The organism is Thiohalomonas denitrificans, from assembly GCF_016841685.1.
Classification (GTDB): Bacteria; Pseudomonadota; Gammaproteobacteria; order Thiohalomonadales; family Thiohalomonadaceae; genus Thiohalomonas; species Thiohalomonas denitrificans_A.
Genome location: NZ_JAENYR010000007.1, coordinates 42222 through 61810 on the forward strand (window position 1 = coordinate 42222; position 19589 = coordinate 61810).

Here is a 19589-nt window from a genome sequence, read left to right on the forward strand (position 1 = left end):
GCAAAGAGCGCAAGACAAAAAATCACTTCCAACCCCGACAAACTACAAGTTCTGCGCCTGCATGCCCAGCCACGCTAAGGTACACCCAACCACATACGTCGAAGCGCACGGGCGTGAACTCTTGAGATCTGGCCGTCGGCCGTCGGACTGCATGGCGGGGATTGCTCCCGGTACTCCTCCCGCATTCCCCCGTCCCTGGAGGTAGAGCAACCCATGGAAGTGGCCACCGTCGAGCCAGAGATGTGTTTACAGCATTCTTGATATCAAGGAGTTACCATCCCGGACTATCGGCTGACCGCCTGTTTCAAGGCCGCACGGATGAGGGCCTCGGAGTCGAGGCCTTCGGTCCCGACCTTCGAAATCAGCCGGCTGGCCTCCTGAGGTTTATAGCCGAGGGAGACCAGGGCGGCAATGGCATCCTTGACGCCGCCGCCGGTCGAAGCCGGGTCGGCATCCGCCGCCGCTTTGATGTGGATGCCATCCGATATCTGCCAGTCGCTGAGACGGTCCCGCATCTCGACAATGAGCCGCTCGGCGGTTTTTTTTCCGACACCGGGCAACCGCACCAGCGAGGCGGTGTCGTCGTCCCGGATACAGCGGGCGAATTCGTCGGCACTGATACCGGAGAGGATAGTCAGGGCCAGCTTGGCCCCCACGCCGTTGACCTTGATAAGGGCCCGGAACAGTCGCCGCTCCGTCTCGGAGGCAAACCCGAACAGCAGGTGGGCGTCATCGCGCACTACCAGATGGGTGTAGAGCACGATCTCTTTACCCAAAGCCGGGAGCTGATAGAAGGTACTCATGGGCGCTTCGACTTCGTAGCCCACGCCGTTCACGTCCATCAGCAACCGGGGTGGCTGTTTCTCGGCCAGCAGGCCACGCAGGCGTCCGATCATCGCCGCCGTCCTCCGGTCTGTACCGCCCGACTGCTGATTCGCCCCAGAGTCTGGTCGGTATGCAGATGACAAAGTGCCACCGCCAACGCATCGGCAGCGTCCTCCTGAGGAATGCCGGGCAATTTCAGTAGCGCCTGTACCATGTGCTGGATCTGGGCCTTGGCGGCATTGCCTTTGCCAACGGTCGCCTGCTTGATTTCGGCGGGTGTATATTCGCTCACTTTCAGCCCTTCCATCATCAGCGCGCAGAGCGCCGCCCCGCGGGCCTGGCCCAACTTAAGCGCCGAATCGGGGTTTTTGTGCATGAAAACCCGCTCCACCGCCACTTGCTCGGGCCGATAGATGGCAACCACATCGCGTACCGAGTCGAAAATCGTCTTGAGCCGCTCGGCAAATTCACCATTACCGGCTCGAATACAGCCGCTTTCCACATAGGCCACCCGACTCCCCACCCGCTCGATGATACCGAAGCCGGTGATGCGCGAGCCGGGATCGATCCCCAAGATTCGCATTTCTTTCCCAGCCCACTTTTATTTGCCACAGTAACCCGTGGTTCGGTTAGCCCAACTGCTCGATTACTTCATCGGAGAAATCAGCATTGCTGTAGACGTTCTGCACGTCATCGAGGTCTTCGAGGGCGTCCACCAGCCGGACGACCTTTTCCGCATCATCCAGCTCGAGATCGACGGTGGTCGAGGGTTGCTGCGTCACTTCGGCGATCTGCGGCTCCAGCCCTGTCTGGACCATGGCCTCTTTGACGTTCAGAAAATTCTCGGGGGTGGTTACAACATCAATGGAGCCATCCTCGTTGGTGGCGATATCCTCCGCCCCGGCCTCCAGGGCCGCATCCATCACCGCCTCTTCATCGGTCCCTTGCGGATAGGTAAGAATACCCTGTTTGGTGAACAGATAGGCCACGGAGCCGTCCGTCCCCAGGTTGCCACCAGCCTTGGTGAAGGCGTGACGCACCTCGGAAACTGTACGGTTACGGTTATCCGTCAGACAGTCGACCATGATCGCCACCCCGTTGGGGCCATAGCCCTCGTAACGGATTTCCTCGTAGTTTTCCCCTTCCATGCCCCCCGAGCCGCGCTTGATGGCCCGGTCGATGGTATCCTTGGTCATGTTGTTGGACAGGGCGTTGTCGATGGCAGCCCGCAGGCGCGGATTGGCATCCGGATCACCGCCGCCCGTCTTTGCCGAGACCGTAATTTCGCGAATCAGCTTGGTGAAGATCTTGCCGCGCTTGGCATCCTGGGCCGCCTTGCGGTGTTTGATATTGGCCCACTTGCTGTGTCCGGCCATGGCTACCTCGCATTGTGGAAATACCGGGAGTTTACCACTGCGGGCGATCGACGCGGAAGCGGGCCTCAAGTGAGGGTGCAGTTTGTAACCACGGGGAGCACGGGGAAACAGCTTTTTCTGTCGGCAATGGTCAACCACCGGATCCGGGGGGGGCAGAACCTTATATTCGGTTCAAATCCCCGTGTCCCCCGTGGTTGACTTCAGTCCTCGACATCGGGGATCAGGATCACGGTTTGGTCCATCCCCCCCTCTTCCTGATAGAGCATTTCGTGTGCGCCGATGCGGATCCGGTCACCGGGAATAAGGCGGTAACGATCGATGCGACTGCCGTTGACGGTCGTCCCGTTGGTGCTGCCGAGGTCGATCAGATACGGCTCACGGTAGCCCTCGAGAAACGGGCTCTGTTCAAGGATCACCTCTGCGTGGACACCGCTCACTGCGGAGTCGTCCAGTTGCAGCTGGTTATCGGAGCGGCGGCCAATGGTCAGGCGCATGTTTTCCAGGGGGTACTCGCGCACGGTGACCTCTGCCAGCCGGACCACCAGGCTGCGCCGCGGCTCGGGAATCAGGTTCATGCCGGCACCTCCTGGAACCGCATCCGGGTACCGGCAATGGTGATCTCGTCACCCTGCTTGAGTACCGCACCTTCGCCCCCAACCTGCACCCCGTTGACCTTTACTTTTCCCGTCCCCTTGCCCATCGGCAGCAGGCGGTGCTGGTCGGCCTCTCGCATCACGACGGCCACCTGGCCGCCCGGTTTACCAATGGTCGCCCGCCCCCGGCTGATGTCGAGTACGGTACCGGCCTTCCCGCCGCTGATCACCTCCAGCTGCGCCCTGCCGGGTGCCGAAGCGGGAAGCACGACGGTAGCGGTATAATCCTGGGCCTGTTCGTCGATGTATTTCAATTCGTGCTGGCCGATGCGAATGGCGTCACCATGCTTCAGGAGGTGTTTGCTCACCTGAACGCCGTTAACAAAGGTGCCGTTAGTACTCTCCAGGTCGGTGACCGCCGGTTCGCCGGCCATCGACACCGCCGCATGTTCGGAACTGACGGTCTGGTCATCGAGAGGGATATCATTGTCTGGACGACGCCCGATGGTGTGGCGCTGGGTCGTCAGTGCATACTCCCGGAGACCGACTCCGTCCAACGTAATCACGAGTTTCGGCATTGCTCGCTCCTGACTCCTATTGAAAAAGAGGGTTGGATGTCGGCCACCAGGGCCGCAATGTTATCGTTACCACCCGCCTGATTGGCGAGCTCCATCAGCGCGTTTGCGACATTTTCAGGAGGGGCCGCACTATCCAGGCAGGCAGCGAGGCCATCATCATTGACCAGGTCGGTAAGCCCGTCGGAGCACAGCAAAATACGATCACCCGGCCGGCTGTGGTGACTGATGACTTCCACCTCGACCGTGCGCTGGTGCCCCACGGCCCGGGTGATCACGTTACGATGGGGCGAGTGGCGCGCCTCTTCAGCAGTGAGCATGCCGTCGTCTACCAGTTCCTGCACCAGCGAGTGGTCACGGGTAAGCTGCACCAGATCGCCCTCGCGCAGACGGTAGAGACGGGAGTCTCCGACGTGCGCCACCACCAGACGTCGCGGTGTGAAGCGCGCCAGGACGACCGTGGCTCCCATCCCCCGGTGGTGCTCATCCACTGTAGCCCTGACGTGGATCCGGCGGTTGGCCTCGGTCACGGCCCGGCGCAGCAGCCGTTTTATGTCATGCGACGAACGCCCATCGAGCAGTTCCCTGGCCGTCGCCACCACCAGTTCACTGGCCACTTCACCCGCCTGGTGCCCACCCATACCGTCGGCTACTAACGCCCATCCCTGCTCCGTGCTCCACGCGACCGCATCCTCATTGCGTTCGCGGCAGAGGCCCGGGTCGGTCGTACCCCACATCCGCACTCCGTTCACGCCGCCGCCTCCATCGCTTCGTGCCGACAGCGGCGCAGCGCCTCCGCCATGGTTCTGCCGCTCTGGTAGCGGCGTCCGACCTCCTTGTGCAGCGCCTTGTTGATGAGACGACTGACGCAGGCCGGCAAATCGCGGTAGCTGCGGATATCCGCATGACGCTCTTTGGCGATCAGGTACATCAGGCTGGGCAGCGAGTCCGACTTGAACGGCAGATCGCCGCTGAGCAACTGGAACAGGGTGGCCCCGAGGGAAAACAGATCGGAGCGGCCATCCAGGCGCTTTCCCACCACCTGCTCGGGCGACATATAGGAGGGGCTGCCGAGCACGGTACCGGTGCGCGTCTTGCTGGAGTCGGTTAGGCAGGCAACGCCGAAGTCCGTCACCTTGGCCACCGTCTCATCACGGTCGTAGATGATGTTGGCCGGCTTGATGTCCCGGTGGATGACACCCTGTTCATGGGCATAATCGAGCGCCTCCGCCACCTGAATGCCGATGGCCATTACCTCGTCCAGCGACAGCAGGTTATCGGGTCGGCACCAGTTGGCCAGACTCTCGCCCTTGAGATAGTCCATGGCGATGTAGGCCAGCTCCTGCTCCTCACCGACATCATAGATGGTGACGATATGGCGATGTTCGAGCCGTCCGGCGGTCTCTGCCTCCCGAAAAAAACGCTCACGCACCGTAACCAGATCCGACCCTTCAAACTCCTGGGACAGGGCCATGGTCTTGATTGCCACGGCCCGTCCGATGCGAGGGTCACGACCGAGATAGACCATGCCCATGGCACCCCTGCCCAGCTCCCGCTCCAGTTCATAGCGCCCGAGGGTGGGCCGGGCCAGACCGGCCGATTCGAGGATCACGGTGCCCGACGCGGTGGTTGAACCGCCCTTCCCAAGCGTGCGCTGCTCCGCCTCCCGATTGCGCTGCAGCCGCTCCTCCACGTCCCGAAAACGGGGGAAAGTGGCAGCGATCTGTTTGAATACCGCTCCGGCCTTGGTGAAATGACGTCGCCGCTCGAAGTCCACGCCGAGCCCATAGAGCCGGTCGAGAACATCATCATCCGGCGCACAGCGCCGATAACGCTCGAAGGCGGCATCGAGCTGCCCCTGGGCCTGATAGGACTCGGCCAGCAGCCGATTGGTATGGCTCAGGTCGGACCGCAGGGCGCCAACCCGGGCTTCACCACGGGTCTTGAGCCATAGCAGTGGAGCGCCCGCGAGCACCGCGATGCCGGGCACCAGCAGCGGCGTGTAGATCCCCTTTAGGATCAGGAGCCCGAATTCCGTCGTTAACACCATGACGCCCCACAGCGCCAGCAGGATCGACCCGGATGTGATGCCCAGGCGCGGCAGCACGATCATCAGCAACACGCCTGCCAGTGCAAAAGTACCCAGATGGGCCCACCAGGACCAGGGTGGCAGCGTCCAGTAGTGACCCTCCAGCAGCGCCGCCACCAGCCGCGCCTCGGCCTCCAGCGGTGAAATGCGCTGGCCGCCCGGCAGCAGTACCGGCTCGGTCACGTCGGGCGCCATCGAGCCAATCAGTACCACCCGGTCCCGCACGTCGATGTTTCCATCCAGCACTTCGGCGGCCGTGTACTGCGCCACCCGCACTTGCGGCAGGCGGGGATGGATGCGGTAGGCCATGTCGGTTTCGATGGTGCCGTTGTCGAGTTGAATGGACGAACGCCCCAAGGGTGTAGCGTTCGGGTCCACACCAAGCACCTCCATGGCCAGTCGCAGTGCAAATCCGGGCAGCAGGTCATCCCCATAGGCATGCACCAGTGGGACCCGGCCCGAAGAGGCACCCGCGGGGAAGTCGGCTGGGGCAGCGGCGGCACTGTGGACGACGAATAGAGATGCGTCCAGCCAGGCGATGGTCGGTGGTCGGCCCGTGAGCAGTCCCGGAACCCAGGCCAGCCATACCGGTGCCGGTGCTTCCGCGACACTCCAGCTCACGATACCTTCGGGAAGCGATGGGGGTTCACGTGCGGAGCGAGAGAGGAAGCCACGGGCATACACCAGCGGAAGGTCGCTGCCGGCATGGGGCAGCGCGAGCGGCTCTATGACGCCTATCGCCTTTGAGTCGGTCAACTGTTCCAGTAGACGCCTGCGCTCCGCCGGCGCCAGGCCGTCGGCATCCACCACCATGACTTTGGTATTTTTCGGTGGCGTCGCGAAATCCCCGGCAAACGCCAGCAGGCGCGCCTCCAGCGTTACTGCCAGCGGGGTGGCGGTCAACAGCCAAAAGCCGATCAACGTCAGCAGACCGGGAAGCCAGCTACGTGTTCGCTCGGGGCCTTCGCCCATGAAGTCGTCCGTGTTTGGAAGCCTAGCCTCTTGTACACGACACGTCATGATCAAACCATGACGTGGTTCAAGAAATGCTGGATTGACTCCGAGAAAAATGACCGTACCGAAGGAAGTGACAGGTCTCCGCCGCAACGCTTGCAGCGAAAACCAGACCCATGTGGGAGACCGGCAGATCGATCCGTTCGCTGGCGTTCTCCAACGATGTCTCCTCTACGGCGACTACGCCATCGTTGCTGGGCAGACGGACCAGGAAGCGGCCCATGCCGAGAGCGCGGGTGCCGGCAATCACCCCCAGCTCCCGAACACCATCCCATGGTTCCAGTTCATCACAGAGAGCTTCCGCACTGCGCCCCAGCAGTAACCGGCCGAAACGGAGTTGTCGCAGGTGCCTGGCCACTGCGCTGGTGTTGTGGGGGGTTCCGAGGGTGACGATGCGCCCCGGGCGCTGTTGGGGAAAATGCTGGAACAGTTTCCGGATCACCAGTCCGCCAAGGCTATGACCCACGAGATGGACCGTGTCGCCCGGCACAGTTGCGAGGAATCGGTGAAGGCGGTGTGCATTTGCCGACAGATCCCGGCGCAACGAACGGTAGCGAAACTGGTGCGTCTGATACCCGCAACGCGACAGACGCCGACGCAAGAGCGCCATCTCGGCTCCCGTCATCCAGAGACCGTGAACCAGGACCACCGATTCCTTCATCTCCGTGTGCCCCACCTAGAGAAAAACAGAGTTACGGCAAAGATGCCAAGGAGGGCCACTGTTCCATCGCAGAGGCGCAGAACTCGCAAAGGATCGAGGAGTCCTTGATCCCGTGTCCCACCCGGAAAGCAGCCCTCCCCTTTTGCCGCTGAAAATACCCTGCTTAGCGAGCTTGGCACCTTACGGTAAAAAGGAATGACAGCTACGGAGAGACTTCCAACATGCGCTCCAGGGCGAGCCGGGCCTGCTCGGCTTCGGCTTCGGGCACTTTGATTTGGTTAACCACGTTGCCATCCGCCAGATTTTCGAGCGTCCAGGCCAAGTGTTGCGGGTCGATACGAAACATGGTCGAGCACATGCAGACGGTGGGCGACATGAAGTGCACACTCTTGCCTTCGTGCTGTAGCTGCTCGTGCAGTCGATTCACCAGATTCAGTTCCGTACCGACCAGCCAGCGGGTACCCGGCTCGGAGTCGCGGATCGTCCGGATGATCACCTCGGTGGAGCCGACGTAATCCGATTTCTGGCATACCTCAAACGAGCTTTCCGGATGCGAGATGACCTTTGCCTCGGGGAAGCGCTCCTTGAAGCGATCGATATGTTCGGGCTTGAACATCTGATGGACCGAACAGAAGCCTTTCCAGAGGATGACCCTGGCTTTCCTGATCTGCTCCGGTGTCAAACCACCCTTGGGCTGGTCGAAATCCCACTCCACCATCTCGTCCAGGGGAATCCCCATGTCGTAGCCGGTGTTGCGGCCCAAATGCTGGTCCGGGAAGAACAGCACCTTTTCGCGCCGGCAGAAAGACCAGTCCAGTACCCGTTGGGCATTGGATGAGGTGCAGACGATTCCCCCATGGCGGCCACAGAAAGCCTTCAGATCAGCAGCGGAGTTGATGTAGGTAACCGGCGTCACCTGCTCGTCCGGCTCCAGCACCTCTGACAACTCCCGCCAGGCGCGCTCGACGTTGGCCAGGTTGGCCATATCCGCCATGGAGCAGCCGGCACCCAGGTCCGGTAGGATAGAGATCTGTTCGGGTCGCGAAAGGATATCCGCCACTTCAGCCATGAAGTGAACACCGCAAAACACGATGTACTCGGCACTGGAGTCCGCAGCCTGACGTGACAGCTTCAGGGAGTCGCCGGAGAAATCGGCAAACTGAAAGACCTCCTGGCGCTGATAATGGTGACCGAGAATCACCAGACGGTCGCCGAGTTGCTCCCTGGCCGCGGCGATGCGCGCCTCGGCCTCGGTATCGTCAAGCAGGGTGTAATCCTGAATAGGCAGTGCAGTCATTCTCTTCTGTCCAACCTCTTTCAGTGGGTTAGAGCCCCCACGCTTCCCGTTTGTTCGTTTTTGGTCAATCAACCACAGAGGGCACACGACTGCATGGATGCAGGAGGTAGAGCAACGCATGGAGCAGTTGCCGAGAGAACACAGAGAACACAGAGACCTATAGAATATCAGTCGGGCCGTTTGGTGCCCGGTGTAGGAGCGGCGAAAGCCGCGATAGACCTTTCGCGGCTTTCGCCGCTCCTACGGCGCTTTCCCGCTTTTCTCTGTGTACTCTGTGGCAATAACCAATCAGCCCTTTTTCTTTTCCTCGGCCTTCTTGTGGTAGCGGATGCCCAGTTCCACCAACTGCTCCGGGGGCACCTCCGAGGGCGCCTCGGTCATCAGGTCGGCCGCGCTCTGGGTCTTTGGAAAGGCCATTACATCCCGAATGGAGCGGGCACCAGACATCAGCATGACCAGCCGATCGAGTCCGAAGGCGATGCCGCCGTGGGGCGGACAACCGTACTTGAGAGCGGTGAGCAGGAAGCCGAACTTGGCCTGCGCCTCCTCATCACCGATCCCCAGTGCCTTGAGCACCCGTTTCTGCACCTCGGAACGATAGATGCGCATGGAGCCGCCGCCGATTTCGGTGCCGTTCAACACCATATCGTAGGCCCGGGAGTAACACTTCTCCGGCTCGGAATCGAGCAGGTCGATGTGCTCCTCCTTGGGGGAGGTGAAGGGGTGGTGCATGGAGTACCAGCGATTGTCCTTTTCATCCCACTCGAACATGGGGAAGTCCACCACCCAGCACGGTCTCCAGCCCTGCTCGACCATGTCGAGATCGTGACCGATCTTGACGCGCAGGGCCCCGAGGGCCTCATTCACAACCTTGGCCTTGTCGGCGCCGAAGAACACCAGGTCACCATCTTTGGCCCCGGTACGGGTCATGATCTGCTCCACCACCTCATCCGGCAGGAACTTGAGGATTGGTGACTGCAGACCCTCGCGGCCGGCGGCCAGGTCATTGACCTTGATATAGGCGAGCCCCCTTGCGCCATAGATAGCAACGAACTTGGTGTATTCGTCGATTGCCTTGCGGGAGAGTTCGCCACCGCCCGGCACATGCAGAGCCGCAAGACGGGAGTTCGGATCATTGGCCGGACCCGAGAAGACCTTGAATTCCACGTCCTTCATCAGGTCGTCCACGTCCACCAGTTCGAGCGGAATACGCAGGTCCGGCTTGTCGGAGGCGAAACGGCGCATGGCCTCCGCATAGGTCAGACGCGGGAACTCCGGCAGTTCCACGCCCTGCACCCGCGTGAACAGATCCGCCACCATGCCCTCCATCAGCTCCATGATCTCCTCCTCGTCCATGAACGAGGTTTCGATATCGAGCTGGGTGAACTCGGGCTGGCGGTCGGCGCGCAGGTCCTCGTCACGGAAACAGCGCACGATTTGGTAGTAGCGATCCACACCGGAGACCATCAGCAGCTGCTTAAACAGCTGCGGCGATTGAGGCAGGGCGAAAAAGTGACCCTGATGGGTACGGCTCGGCACCAGGTAGTCGCGGGCACCCTCGGGCGTGGCCCGGGTCAGCATCGGCGTTTCCACGTCCAGAAAGGCGTGGTGGTCCAGGTAGTTGCGCAGCACCTGAGTGGCCTGCGAGCGCAGTTTCAGGCGCTTGAACATGTCGGGACGGCGCAGGTCGACATAGCGATAACGCAGCCGGTGCTCCTCGGAAACCTCATCATCCTCGATATCCAGCATGAAGGGAGGGGTCTCGGAACGGTTGAGGATATTCAGCTCAAGGCCCAGTACCTCGACCTGGCCGGTGGGCAGATCCGGATTGACAGTACCCTCCGGGCGACGCCGGACACGGCCTTTCACCTCCAGCACAAATTCGTTACGTACCCGCTCGGCAGCGGCGAAGATCTCCGGATCGTCCGGGTCGATGACTACCTGTACGAGACCTTCCCGGTCACGCAGATCGATGAAGATGACCCCGCCGTGGTCGCGGCGGCGATGGACCCACCCGTAAAGGTGGACGTCCTGGTCAAGATGTGTCTCGTGGAGATGACCGCAGTAATGGCTGCGCATACCGATAAATCCCTACTCAATTCGTTGAAAACTGGCCGGAAAGGTAAAGGCGGAAATGTTACGTGGCGCGCGGTCGGTTGGCAACTGAGAAGCCCGGAATCAGCCACGCATGGGGCCTTTAGAGAACTATGAGGAACGAAACTCCCCGTGCGGGCCGGCCTTCAGGCCGGCAAGGGGAAACAGAGAGCTTTCCAGGATGCTGGGCTGAAGCCCGGCCTACACTACGGCCGCTGGCTGCTTTTCCCTGACCGGCTCATCGCGCTCGGGGGGGACAACCGCACCCATGGAAATGAGCATCTTCAGGCCCTCATCGACGCTCATGTCCAGTTCCACGATGTCCTCGCGGGGCACCATGATGAAATAGCCGCCGGTGGGATTGGGCGTGGTCGGCACGTAGAGATTGACCACTTCACGCGAGGTCCTGCGTTGGGCCTCCCCTATTGCCGTGCCGGTCAGGAAAGCCACGGTCCACACATCCTTGCGCGGGAACTCCACCAGGACCACCTTGCGGAAGGATTGTCCGGTCGAGGAGAAGAGCGTTTCGGCCAATTGCTTGGCGCCGCCATAGACGGAACGCACCAACGGGATCCGCGCCAACACCGCTTCCCAGATCGACACGACCTTGCGGCCAAAAAGATTGGCGACTGCGGCGCCGGTAATCACCACCACGGCTGCGGCGAACAGCAGCCCGAGACCGGGGACGGAAAACCCCAGATAGGCCTCGGGCTGATAGGTCTCGGGCAGCAGCAGCAGGATTCGATCCATGAACCCCACCAGGAGTTTGACCACCAGCACGGTAGCTCCCAGAGGGAGCCACACCAGAAGGCCCGCGATCAGGTAGCGGCGCAAAGCCAAAAACATAAATAGCCTGCTCAGTCGCAGGCGCAGCCGCCGCCACAGGCCGGCGCCGGCGCCTTGCTCTCCGATTCGGCAACGTTTTTCTTACTGCCGCCCTTGAAATCGGTCTCATACCAGCCGCTACCCTTGAGACGGAAGCCGGCCGCCGAGATCAGCTTGCTAAGTTCGCTCTTGCCGCAGGAGGGGCACTCGGTCAACGGTGCATCGCTCATTTTCTGCATCGCCTCCATGTGGTGGCTGCAGGCTGTACATTCGTATTCGTAGATGGGCATCGTTCGAATAACCTCAGAATCTTACAGGGTCTGTTCCCCCCGGAAACAGATTGGGCCGATCGGGGGGAAATCAAGGGAATGGAATTGAATCATTGTAACCTACTTTTGCGCCCGAGGGAGCTCCCTCGAAAACCCTGCGCAAAGGCATCAAAGACGCAATCAACCTACACCTAAACCTATTGCTGCAACATGAGCTGTGGATTAGTCAAAAACCGCAACGAGTTGGGCACTTCTATTTAATCCAACGCGGATTCTGTCGGAGTAATAAAGTGCCTTATGACAGTCCTCAATATCAGGTTGTCGGCCGCACCACGGTATGGATGCAGGGGTAGAATAACGCAAGGAGCCGTCATCGAGGGGCGCGGCCGTCGAGGATGCAGGGAAGTATTCACAGCGCACCTGCAAGGATTTATGTCGTTCGCCAACTCGCGATATATGACGGTGGAGCACCTGTTCGGACAAGCACCGGCTGGCCGGTGGAGTTACTATCGGGATTTGCGATTGTGTCCATTTTCAGCGAATACTTATATGGTCATGCGTGTCCATCATACCGAAGCCCCCAGCACCCAGCGAAACGATTGGCGTACCGTCCGTTCCCTGCTGCCGTACCTGTGGGCCTACCGGGGACGGGCGACGATGGCGATCGGCTTTTTGATCCTGAGCAAACTGGCCAACGTCGGCGTTCCGGTCGCCCTCAAGGGGATTGTCGATGCCCTCGACACCCCCGAAGGGCGGCAGGTTGCGCTTCCGATCGCCCTGCTGGTGGCCTACGGCGTGCTGCGTCTGGGCAGTTCGTCGTTCAACGAACTCCGCGACATGGTGTTTGCCCGTGTTCGCCACGGGGTCATGCGGCGCCTCTCTCTCATGGTACTGGGCCACCTGCACCGGCTGGGCCTGCGGTATCACCTCGAACGCAAGACCGGCGCCATCTCCCGGGACCTGGAGCGCGGCACCAAGGCCGCCTCCTCGATGATGAACTACATGCTGTTCAGCATCCTCCCCACCTTCATCGAGGTGACGCTGATCGCCGGCATTCTGCTCATCAACTACAGCGCCTGGTTTGCCGTTGTCACCTTTGTCACGGTGCTGCTCTATGTGGGCTTTACCTTCAAGGTCACTGAATGGCGCATGCGGTTTCGACACCGGATGAATGCCCTGGACTCCGAGGCGAATTCCCAGGCCGTGGACAGTCTTCTCAATTTCGAAACGGTCAAATATTTCAATAATGAAGAGTTCGAACATCGCCGCTACAGCCACACCCTGGGGGGCTGGGAAGAGGCGGCGGTAAAGACCCAGACCTCAATGTCGGGCCTCAATATGGGTCAGGGAATGATTATCGCCATCGGTGTCACGGCCATCATGACCATGGCGGCCCGGGGGGTGATGGCCGGCACCATGAGCCTGGGCGATCTGGTGATGGTTAATGCCTTCATGCTGCAGATGTTCATCCCGTTGAATTTCCTGGGCGTGGTCTACAGCCAGCTCAAGCATGCACTCGCGGACATGGACCAGATGTTTCGACTGCTGGGCGAAAAACCCGAGATCGGGGATGCACCCGATGCCGGAACGCTCGAGGTGAATGACGGGTCGGTGCGCTTCGAGCACGTGGATTTCAGCTACAGCAGCGACCGGGAGATCCTCCACGATGTGGACTTCGAGATCCCGCCAGGGCAAAAAGTGGCGGTAGTCGGCCACTCGGGGGCCGGAAAATCCACCCTGTCGCGCCTGCTGTTCCGATTTTATGATGCGACCGGAGGGCGGGTCCTGGTCAATGGGCAGGATGTCCGCGACGTCAGCCAGACCAGCTTGCGCGATGCCATCGGCATCGTCCCCCAGGATACCGTTCTGTTCAATGACAGCATCTACTACAACATCGCCTACGGTGACCCGAACGCCTCCCAAGAGGCCATCGTCCGCGCCGCCAGACTCGCCCAGATCCACGACTTCATCGAGAGCCTGCCGGAGGGCTACGATACCCTGGTAGGCGAGCGCGGCCTGAAACTGTCCGGAGGCGAAAAGCAGCGTGTTGCCATCGCCCGCACCATGGTCAAGGACCCGAAGATCCTGGTTTTCGACGAGGCTACCTCTTCGCTGGACTCCGCTTCCGAGCAGGCCATTCTCGAGGCCCTCCACCGGGTCGCCGCCGACCGCACCACCCTGGTTATCGCCCATCGGCTCTCCACCGTCGTCGACGCCGACCAGATTCTGGTCATGGACCAGGGACGCATCATCGAACGGGGCTCTCACCGCCAGCTATTGGAGTGGAATGGGCAATACGCCCACATGTGGACACTGCAGCTCAAGCAACAGAAGGAGAAAGCCGAGTGGCACGAAGAGCCCTCGGCGGCAACTCGGTGAACATTCAAGTCGCACCGCAGAGGCGCAGAGTACGCGGAGATATTATGGATTCAACCACGGGGGACACGGGGAGCACGGGGTATTTACGATGGCGGGAAGAGCCGGATACCGTACTCGGAGTCGCGTCCTGAACCGCTTTCAAGCTCGGGATCCTCAGCGGCCAATCTACCGCCCCGTGTTGCCCGTGGTTCCTCTTTTCTAACCTCCGCGTACTCTGCGCCTCTGCGGTGCAAATTGCCCTTCTTCGTCTTTGCGGTTATTTTGCATTCTGAATCCACTCACGAACCTACTCGGGCCCGCAAACCAGCATGATCGCCGTAAAGCCTGTACGCCCCGACGAGACCCTGATACTGCGCCGCGTCGCCATCGACACCTACCGCGAAAACGTGGCCTACATGCACCGGGAGTGCGATTTCTATCGCGCGGAGGGCTTTCAGGCGTTGACCAAGGTGGAAGTCAGGGCCAACGATTACACGATCTATGCGGTGCTGAATGTCGTGGACGATGAACACATTGTAGGGACCGATGAACTTGGACTCTCCGAGCAGGCTTTCGCACAGCTCGATATGGACCAGGGTGAGGCGGTGCGGGTGGCGCAGGCGGAGCAGCCGGCCTCGATGGAGGCGGTACGGCGCAAGATCCTTGGGGAACGATTAACGCAGGAGGATTTCCGGTCCATTACCCGCGAGATCACCGACAATCGCTATTCCAAAATGGAGATGGCAGCATTTCTCGTCGCCTCCGGACAGACGGGACTGGATCGGGAGGAGATCCTCTACCTCACCCGCGCCATGACCGAATCGGGGGAACAGCTCGACTGGCATGAACCGCTGGTGGCGGATAAACACTGCATCGGTGGCATTCCCGGGAACCGCACCTCCATGGTCGTGGTACCTATCGTTGCGGCCCACGGCATTCTGATGCCCAAGACCTCCAGCCGTGCCATCACCTCCCCGTCCGGGACCGCTGACACCATGGAGTGTCTGGCCAGCGTCGAGCTCAGTCCCAAGGCGCTGCACGACGTGGTACGGAAGACGCGCGCCTGCCTCGCCTGGGGCGGGACGGCCCGGCTGGCGCCGGCCGATGATATCCTCATTTCGGTGGAGCGCCCCCTGGGCATCGACTCCCAGGGACAGATGATCGGCTCAATCCTGTCAAAGAAGCTGGCTGCCGGCTCCACCCACCTGCTCATCGACATCCCCGTAGGTCCCACGGCCAAAGTGCGCCACATGCGCGAAGCCCTGCAGCTGCGCAAGCTGTTCGAATACATCGGTGACCACATGGGCATTCACCTGGAGGTGATCATCACCGACGGCGCCGAGCCCGTCGGGGGCGGGATCGGTCCGGTACTGGAGGCCCGTGATGTGATGCAGGTGCTGCGATGCGATCAGGAAGCCCCTTCGGACCTGCGTCAGAAAGCGCTGCGTCTGGCCGGGCGCATCATCGAGTTCGACCCGGATGTTCGCGGCGGCTATGGTTATTCCCTGGCGCGCGACATCCTTGATTCGGGCAGGGCGTTTCGAAAAATGGAGGCGATCATACGGGCCCAGGGTGCGACACCGGATCCGGGACAGCCGGGACCACTGACTTTCGAAATAACCGCCGAACGGGACGGCTTCGTAACCGCGGTGGATAATTACTGCCTGGCCAAATTGGCTCGACTGGCGGGGGCCCCCATGGACAAGCAGGCCGGAGTAGACCTCCTGAAGAAGCTTGGCGATCCGGTGACTACCGGCGAGCCGTTATACCGTGTGCATGCCGAGCACAAATCCGATTTCAATTTTGCCCGCGCATTTTCAGAAAAGAACAGTGGCTACACTGTGGGAGCCGAGGCGGAAATCTCAAAGACCTACTGGGAATTCTGAACACCTCTCCGGCCGTGGCCAAGACCATGATGATTCCGCGACGCGATAGCTGGGGAGCATCCCGGCATCTACTGATAAAATGAACACCGCCATGATTCTCGGATTTTCTGACTACGAAGCTCAGGGGCGGCGCCTAGCCGAACAGCTCGAGCGAACGTTTCAACCGATCGATATCCATCGCTTCCCCGACGGGGAAAGCAAGGTGACGGTACCGGCTGAACTGCCCGAGCGGGTTATCCTCTGCCGGAGCCTCGACCGGCCCAATGACAAACTGATAGAGCTGATGCTCGCCGCCCGCACGGCCAGGGCAAACGGTGCGGGGCATCTGACGCTGGTGGCCCCCTACCTGTGCTATATGCGCCAGGACATCGCCTTTTCTCCCGGCGAAGCGGTGAGTCAGCGGATCGTCGGACAATTTCTTGCCGAGCTTTTCGATGCGGTGATTACGGTCGACCCTCACCTGCACCGCATTGAACGGTTGGAGCAGGCAATCCCCACCGGGGCCGCTATCAGCCTGTCGGCCGCTCCGGCCCTGAGCGCTTTTCTTGCCGAGAATGAGGCCGATCCGTTGCTGTTGGGACCGGACGAAGAGGCGCGGCAATGGGTGCGGGCCGTCGCGGAACCGGCCGGCCTTGAATACGCGGTGGCACACAAGGAGCGCCGGGGTGATCGGGATGTGCGGGTGGTGCTACCGAAGCATGATTTTGCCGGACGGACGGTGGTACTGGTGGATGACATGATTAGTACGGGTCGAACCCTGATAACGGTCGCCAGGGCCTTGAAGGAGACCGGAGTCGGCTCGATCCGCTGCCTGGTGACCCATCCCCTATTCGCCGACGACGCCACCCGGCACTTGCAGGAAGCCGGTGTGCAGAAGCTCTGGAGCAGTGACAGCATCACCCACCCGAGCAATGCGGTGGTGCTGGACCAGACACTGGCCGAGGCGATCAGGAGACTGGAATAGGACACCCACGCGACTCCTTTGACGTAGGCGCTTGCCCTACTGTTCTAGCTCAGATGAATCACCGCAAAGATACAATGCATCTTGCATTATCGCCTCGGTTCTGCCGTTTCCGTTGTTTTTCGGTTATGTATACCGATAAGCAATTGAATTCTTTGCGCTCTTGGCGTCTTCGCCTACATGGATGTAGGTGACGGGCGTGAGCAGGAGCGGAAGCCTTGCGGTGAATTCGTGAATTTTCCGGGCTAGGAGCTCGGACTTAACACTGAATCTACTGCGGAAAAGCTACGATCGGTCAAGTCCGACAGGCTTCTAAAACGATCGAGAGTTCCTGTTGTAATGACGCCTTCGAGCATCATTTTTTTCATCTTTGCGCTCACCTTCCTGGTGGCATTCATCCAGGTGGGCCTGCTGACGATCGCCTTCGAAAAACTGGGCCTCTCACAGGAGTCGGCCTTTCTACTGCTGTTCAGCTCGCTGATGGGAAGCATGGTCAACCTGCCGCTGTTCCGGATGCGTTCGGACCCGCCATCTCGAGCGCAGAATTACCCCATCATGCCCCGCTGGCTGCAGCCGAAGCTTGAATATAACGGCCGCACGCTGATCGCCGTCAACGTGGGGGGCGGGGTAATCCCGATCCTGTTTTCCCTCTATCTGATGCAACACAACCCGATCGGTCTGCTGGAGATACTGCTCGGTGTCGGCGGAGTGGGGACGATAAGCTATCTCTTCAGCCGGCCAATACCGGGGGTTGGCATCGGCATGCCCATCCTGATCGCTCCATTGGCCGCTGCCCTGGTGGCGCTTGTCCTCAATCCGGAGCAGAGCGCCCCACTCGCCTATATCAGTGGAACCCTCGGCGTGCTAATCGGCGCGGATCTGATGCGATTTTCGGACATCCGCCGCCTGGGTGCACCACTGGCGTCGATTGGCGGCGCCGGCACCTTCGACGGCATCTTCATCACCGGCATCGTGGCCGTGTTGCTGGCCTAAAGTAGTTCGAAAGCCGGGAGGGAAGGTGCTTGCTCCTGCACAATCTTCACTTCCTAGCCTGACATCAAAAACGTACATCGCTCGCCAGCACAGAAGTATGTGAGTATGCGTTATATACCTACGACTAGCCCCCAATTCTTCCTCCCTTCAGGAAGCGGTGTTAGGGTAGCGGCGAATTCGCCACTCCCACACGAGCATGGAAACCGATTACACCCGCAGCATACTCATTACCGGCTGCTCCAGCGGTATCGGCCGCTGTGTGGCCGAAGGGCTGGCAAAGCGCGGCTATCGGGTATTTGCGACCGCCCGCAGAGGGGAGGATGTCACGGAACTGGGTAAAATGGGCCTGGAGACGCTGCAACTCGATCTGGATGATCCGGATTCCATTGCTCAGGCCCTGGATGCGGTGCTGGAACGGACCGGCGGAAATCTTTACGCGCTATTCAACAACGGCGCCTACGGACAGCCCGGGGCCGTGGAAGACCTGAGCCGCGCAGTGCTGCGCGCACAGTTCGAGACCAACCTTTTCGGCACCCACGATCTGACCCGGCGGGTCATTCCGGTCATGCGCCGGCAGGGATACGGCCGCATCATTCAGAACAGCTCGGTACTGGGATTGGTCAGCCTTCCCTTTCGCGGCGCCTACAATGCCAGCAAGTTCGCACTGGAGGGTCTGACCGATACGCTGCGCCTGGAGCTTGCCGGTACCGGAATCCATGTTTCGCTGGTGGAGCCGGGGCCGATAACCAGCCGCTTCCGGGCCAACGCCTTCGCCAAATACCGGGAAAACATCGACGTCCACTCCAGCGCATTCCAGGAAATCTACCGTCGCATGGAAAACCGTCTCACCAAAAAAGGCCCCGCAGCGCCCTTCACCCTGCCCCCCGAAGCGGTGCTGAACAAGGTACTGCACGCACTGGAATCACCACACCCGAAGGTGCGTTATTACGTCACCTTCCCCACCTACCTGTTTGCGACCCTTCGCCGTTTGCTGCCGCACGCAATACTCGATCGCGTACTTACGCGCATCGGTTCACGGGAAAACCGGTAGCAGGGCACAGTTCGGCACCATGCGGTGAACGGTGTGAGCCCGTTCACGGCTGTTTGTCGAGAGGCCGTGGCAAGGTGATTGCCGAATCGATAGGCAACCGGATGATTGTAGAAATGGCCTTGAAAAAACTGCTCGCCGTTGGAGTGTCCCTCGCACTGGCTCCGGTGGCATTCGGCGGGGAATATGACGCCACCATTCCGATGATGGACAGAGGGTCGATCAGCTATTACGTATCGGGGCACATCGATGGTGCGGGAGATACAGAATTCATGGTCGATACCGGTTCCAGCTATATGACCATCAACGAAGAGACGCTGGCGGCCCTGAAAAAGGAAGACAAGGCCCGCTATGTACGCAAACTGCGCGGCCGTCTCGCCAATGGCGCCGAACTGGAGGTGCCGGTCTATGCCGTCAAGACGGTACGGATCGGTAGCGGCTGCCATTTCCGTGACGTCGAAGCAGCGGTCTTCCCGGGTCGAACCCGGCAGATCCTCGGCTTGTCGGCCCTCTCCGAAGCCGCACCTTTTGTCTTCTCCATGGACCCGCCATCGCTCGTTTTGAGCCACTGCACAGAAGGTCCAGGGCAGGAACTCGCCGCGGCGGAGTTGCAGCGTCTTCGGTAGGCTTCCGGACCTGCCCCGCGCCACTGCTTTTTAATGGGCTCTCGCCAAGGCGCCAAGATCGCCAAGGAACCAATCAGCCTCTTCGCGGCGACGATTGAC

General features: G+C 60.6%; 18 protein-coding genes. 6 read left to right on the plus strand and 12 right to left on the minus strand.

What is annotated here, in order from left to right; genetic code table 11:
* Nucleotides 1-284 precede the first annotated feature (284 nt).
* The 12 genes from ruvA to Q7L05_RS02570 form a co-directional block, all read right to left on the minus strand.
* Nucleotides 285-896, minus strand: a complete 612-nt coding sequence (ruvA, locus tag Q7L05_RS02515) for a Holliday junction branch migration protein RuvA (protein WP_303901441.1) — start codon at nucleotides 894-896, stop codon at nucleotides 285-287.
* Complete coding sequence (gene ruvC / locus Q7L05_RS02520) at nucleotides 893-1408, minus strand: crossover junction endodeoxyribonuclease RuvC (protein ID WP_303901443.1); 516 nt, start codon at nucleotides 1406-1408, stop codon at nucleotides 893-895. Before ruvC ends, ruvA begins: the two co-directional genes overlap by 4 nt.
* Before the next feature lie 46 nt (nucleotides 1409-1454).
* A complete protein-coding gene (locus Q7L05_RS02525) occupies nucleotides 1455-2201 on the minus strand; it encodes a YebC/PmpR family DNA-binding transcriptional regulator (protein WP_303901446.1) in 747 nt (248 codons plus the stop codon).
* A gap of 200 nt (nucleotides 2202-2401) precedes the next feature.
* On the minus strand, nucleotides 2402-2776 hold the full coding sequence (locus Q7L05_RS02530; RefSeq protein ID WP_303901449.1) for an FHA domain-containing protein: 375 nt from the start codon (nucleotides 2774-2776) through the stop codon (nucleotides 2402-2404).
* The gene (locus tag Q7L05_RS02535; RefSeq protein WP_303901453.1) at nucleotides 2773-3372 is read right to left on the minus strand and encodes an FHA domain-containing protein; all 600 of its coding nucleotides are present in this window, start codon (nucleotides 3370-3372) and stop codon (nucleotides 2773-2775) included. Before Q7L05_RS02535 ends, Q7L05_RS02530 begins: the two co-directional genes overlap by 4 nt.
* Entirely contained in the window at nucleotides 3357-4106 is a 750-nt protein-coding gene (locus Q7L05_RS02540; protein ID WP_303901456.1) for a Stp1/IreP family PP2C-type Ser/Thr phosphatase, read from the minus strand. Before Q7L05_RS02540 ends, Q7L05_RS02535 begins: the two co-directional genes overlap by 16 nt.
* A gap of 11 nt (nucleotides 4107-4117) precedes the next feature.
* Complete coding sequence (locus Q7L05_RS02545; protein ID WP_303901459.1) at nucleotides 4118-6430, minus strand: protein kinase domain-containing protein; 2313 nt, start codon at nucleotides 6428-6430, stop codon at nucleotides 4118-4120.
* Between the two features lie 67 nt (nucleotides 6431-6497).
* The gene (locus Q7L05_RS02550) at nucleotides 6498-7133 is read right to left on the minus strand and encodes an esterase/lipase family protein (RefSeq protein WP_303901462.1); all 636 of its coding nucleotides are present in this window, start codon (nucleotides 7131-7133) and stop codon (nucleotides 6498-6500) included.
* 202 nt (nucleotides 7134-7335) lie between these two features.
* On the minus strand, nucleotides 7336-8430 hold the full coding sequence (gene nadA / locus Q7L05_RS02555; protein ID WP_303901465.1) for a quinolinate synthase NadA: 1095 nt from the start codon (nucleotides 8428-8430) through the stop codon (nucleotides 7336-7338).
* Between the two features lie 288 nt (nucleotides 8431-8718).
* The gene (gene aspS, locus Q7L05_RS02560; protein WP_303901468.1) at nucleotides 8719-10509 is read right to left on the minus strand and encodes an aspartate--tRNA ligase; all 1791 of its coding nucleotides are present in this window, start codon (nucleotides 10507-10509) and stop codon (nucleotides 8719-8721) included.
* Between the two features lie 216 nt (nucleotides 10510-10725).
* Nucleotides 10726-11370: a DUF502 domain-containing protein gene (locus Q7L05_RS02565; RefSeq protein ID WP_303901471.1), complete on the minus strand. Its 645-nt coding sequence runs from the start codon at nucleotides 11368-11370 to the stop codon at nucleotides 10726-10728.
* Between the two features lie 11 nt (nucleotides 11371-11381).
* A complete protein-coding gene (locus tag Q7L05_RS02570; protein WP_303901474.1) occupies nucleotides 11382-11639 on the minus strand; it encodes an FmdB family zinc ribbon protein in 258 nt (85 codons plus the stop codon).
* A gap of 528 nt (nucleotides 11640-12167) precedes the next feature.
* Between Q7L05_RS02570 and Q7L05_RS02575 the strand changes: the two genes are divergently transcribed.
* From Q7L05_RS02575 to Q7L05_RS02600, 6 genes are all read left to right on the plus strand, one after another.
* On the plus strand, nucleotides 12168-13997 hold the full coding sequence (locus Q7L05_RS02575; RefSeq protein WP_411293309.1) for an ABCB family ABC transporter ATP-binding protein/permease: 1830 nt from the start codon (nucleotides 12168-12170) through the stop codon (nucleotides 13995-13997).
* A 308-nt stretch (nucleotides 13998-14305) separates the two neighbouring features.
* Nucleotides 14306-15862, plus strand: a complete 1557-nt coding sequence (locus tag Q7L05_RS02580) for a thymidine phosphorylase family protein (RefSeq protein ID WP_303901477.1) — start codon at nucleotides 14306-14308, stop codon at nucleotides 15860-15862.
* 91 nt (nucleotides 15863-15953) lie between these two features.
* Nucleotides 15954-16826: a ribose-phosphate diphosphokinase gene (locus Q7L05_RS02585; protein ID WP_303901480.1), complete on the plus strand. Its 873-nt coding sequence runs from the start codon at nucleotides 15954-15956 to the stop codon at nucleotides 16824-16826.
* 336 nt (nucleotides 16827-17162) lie between these two features.
* On the plus strand, nucleotides 17163-17816 hold the full coding sequence (locus Q7L05_RS02590) for a DUF1614 domain-containing protein (protein WP_303901483.1): 654 nt from the start codon (nucleotides 17163-17165) through the stop codon (nucleotides 17814-17816).
* A gap of 196 nt (nucleotides 17817-18012) precedes the next feature.
* On the plus strand, nucleotides 18013-18867 hold the full coding sequence (locus Q7L05_RS02595; RefSeq protein WP_303901486.1) for an SDR family oxidoreductase: 855 nt from the start codon (nucleotides 18013-18015) through the stop codon (nucleotides 18865-18867).
* A gap of 113 nt (nucleotides 18868-18980) precedes the next feature.
* Complete coding sequence (locus Q7L05_RS02600) at nucleotides 18981-19490, plus strand: retropepsin-like aspartic protease family protein (protein ID WP_303901489.1); 510 nt, start codon at nucleotides 18981-18983, stop codon at nucleotides 19488-19490.
* Nucleotides 19491-19589 lie beyond the last annotated feature (99 nt).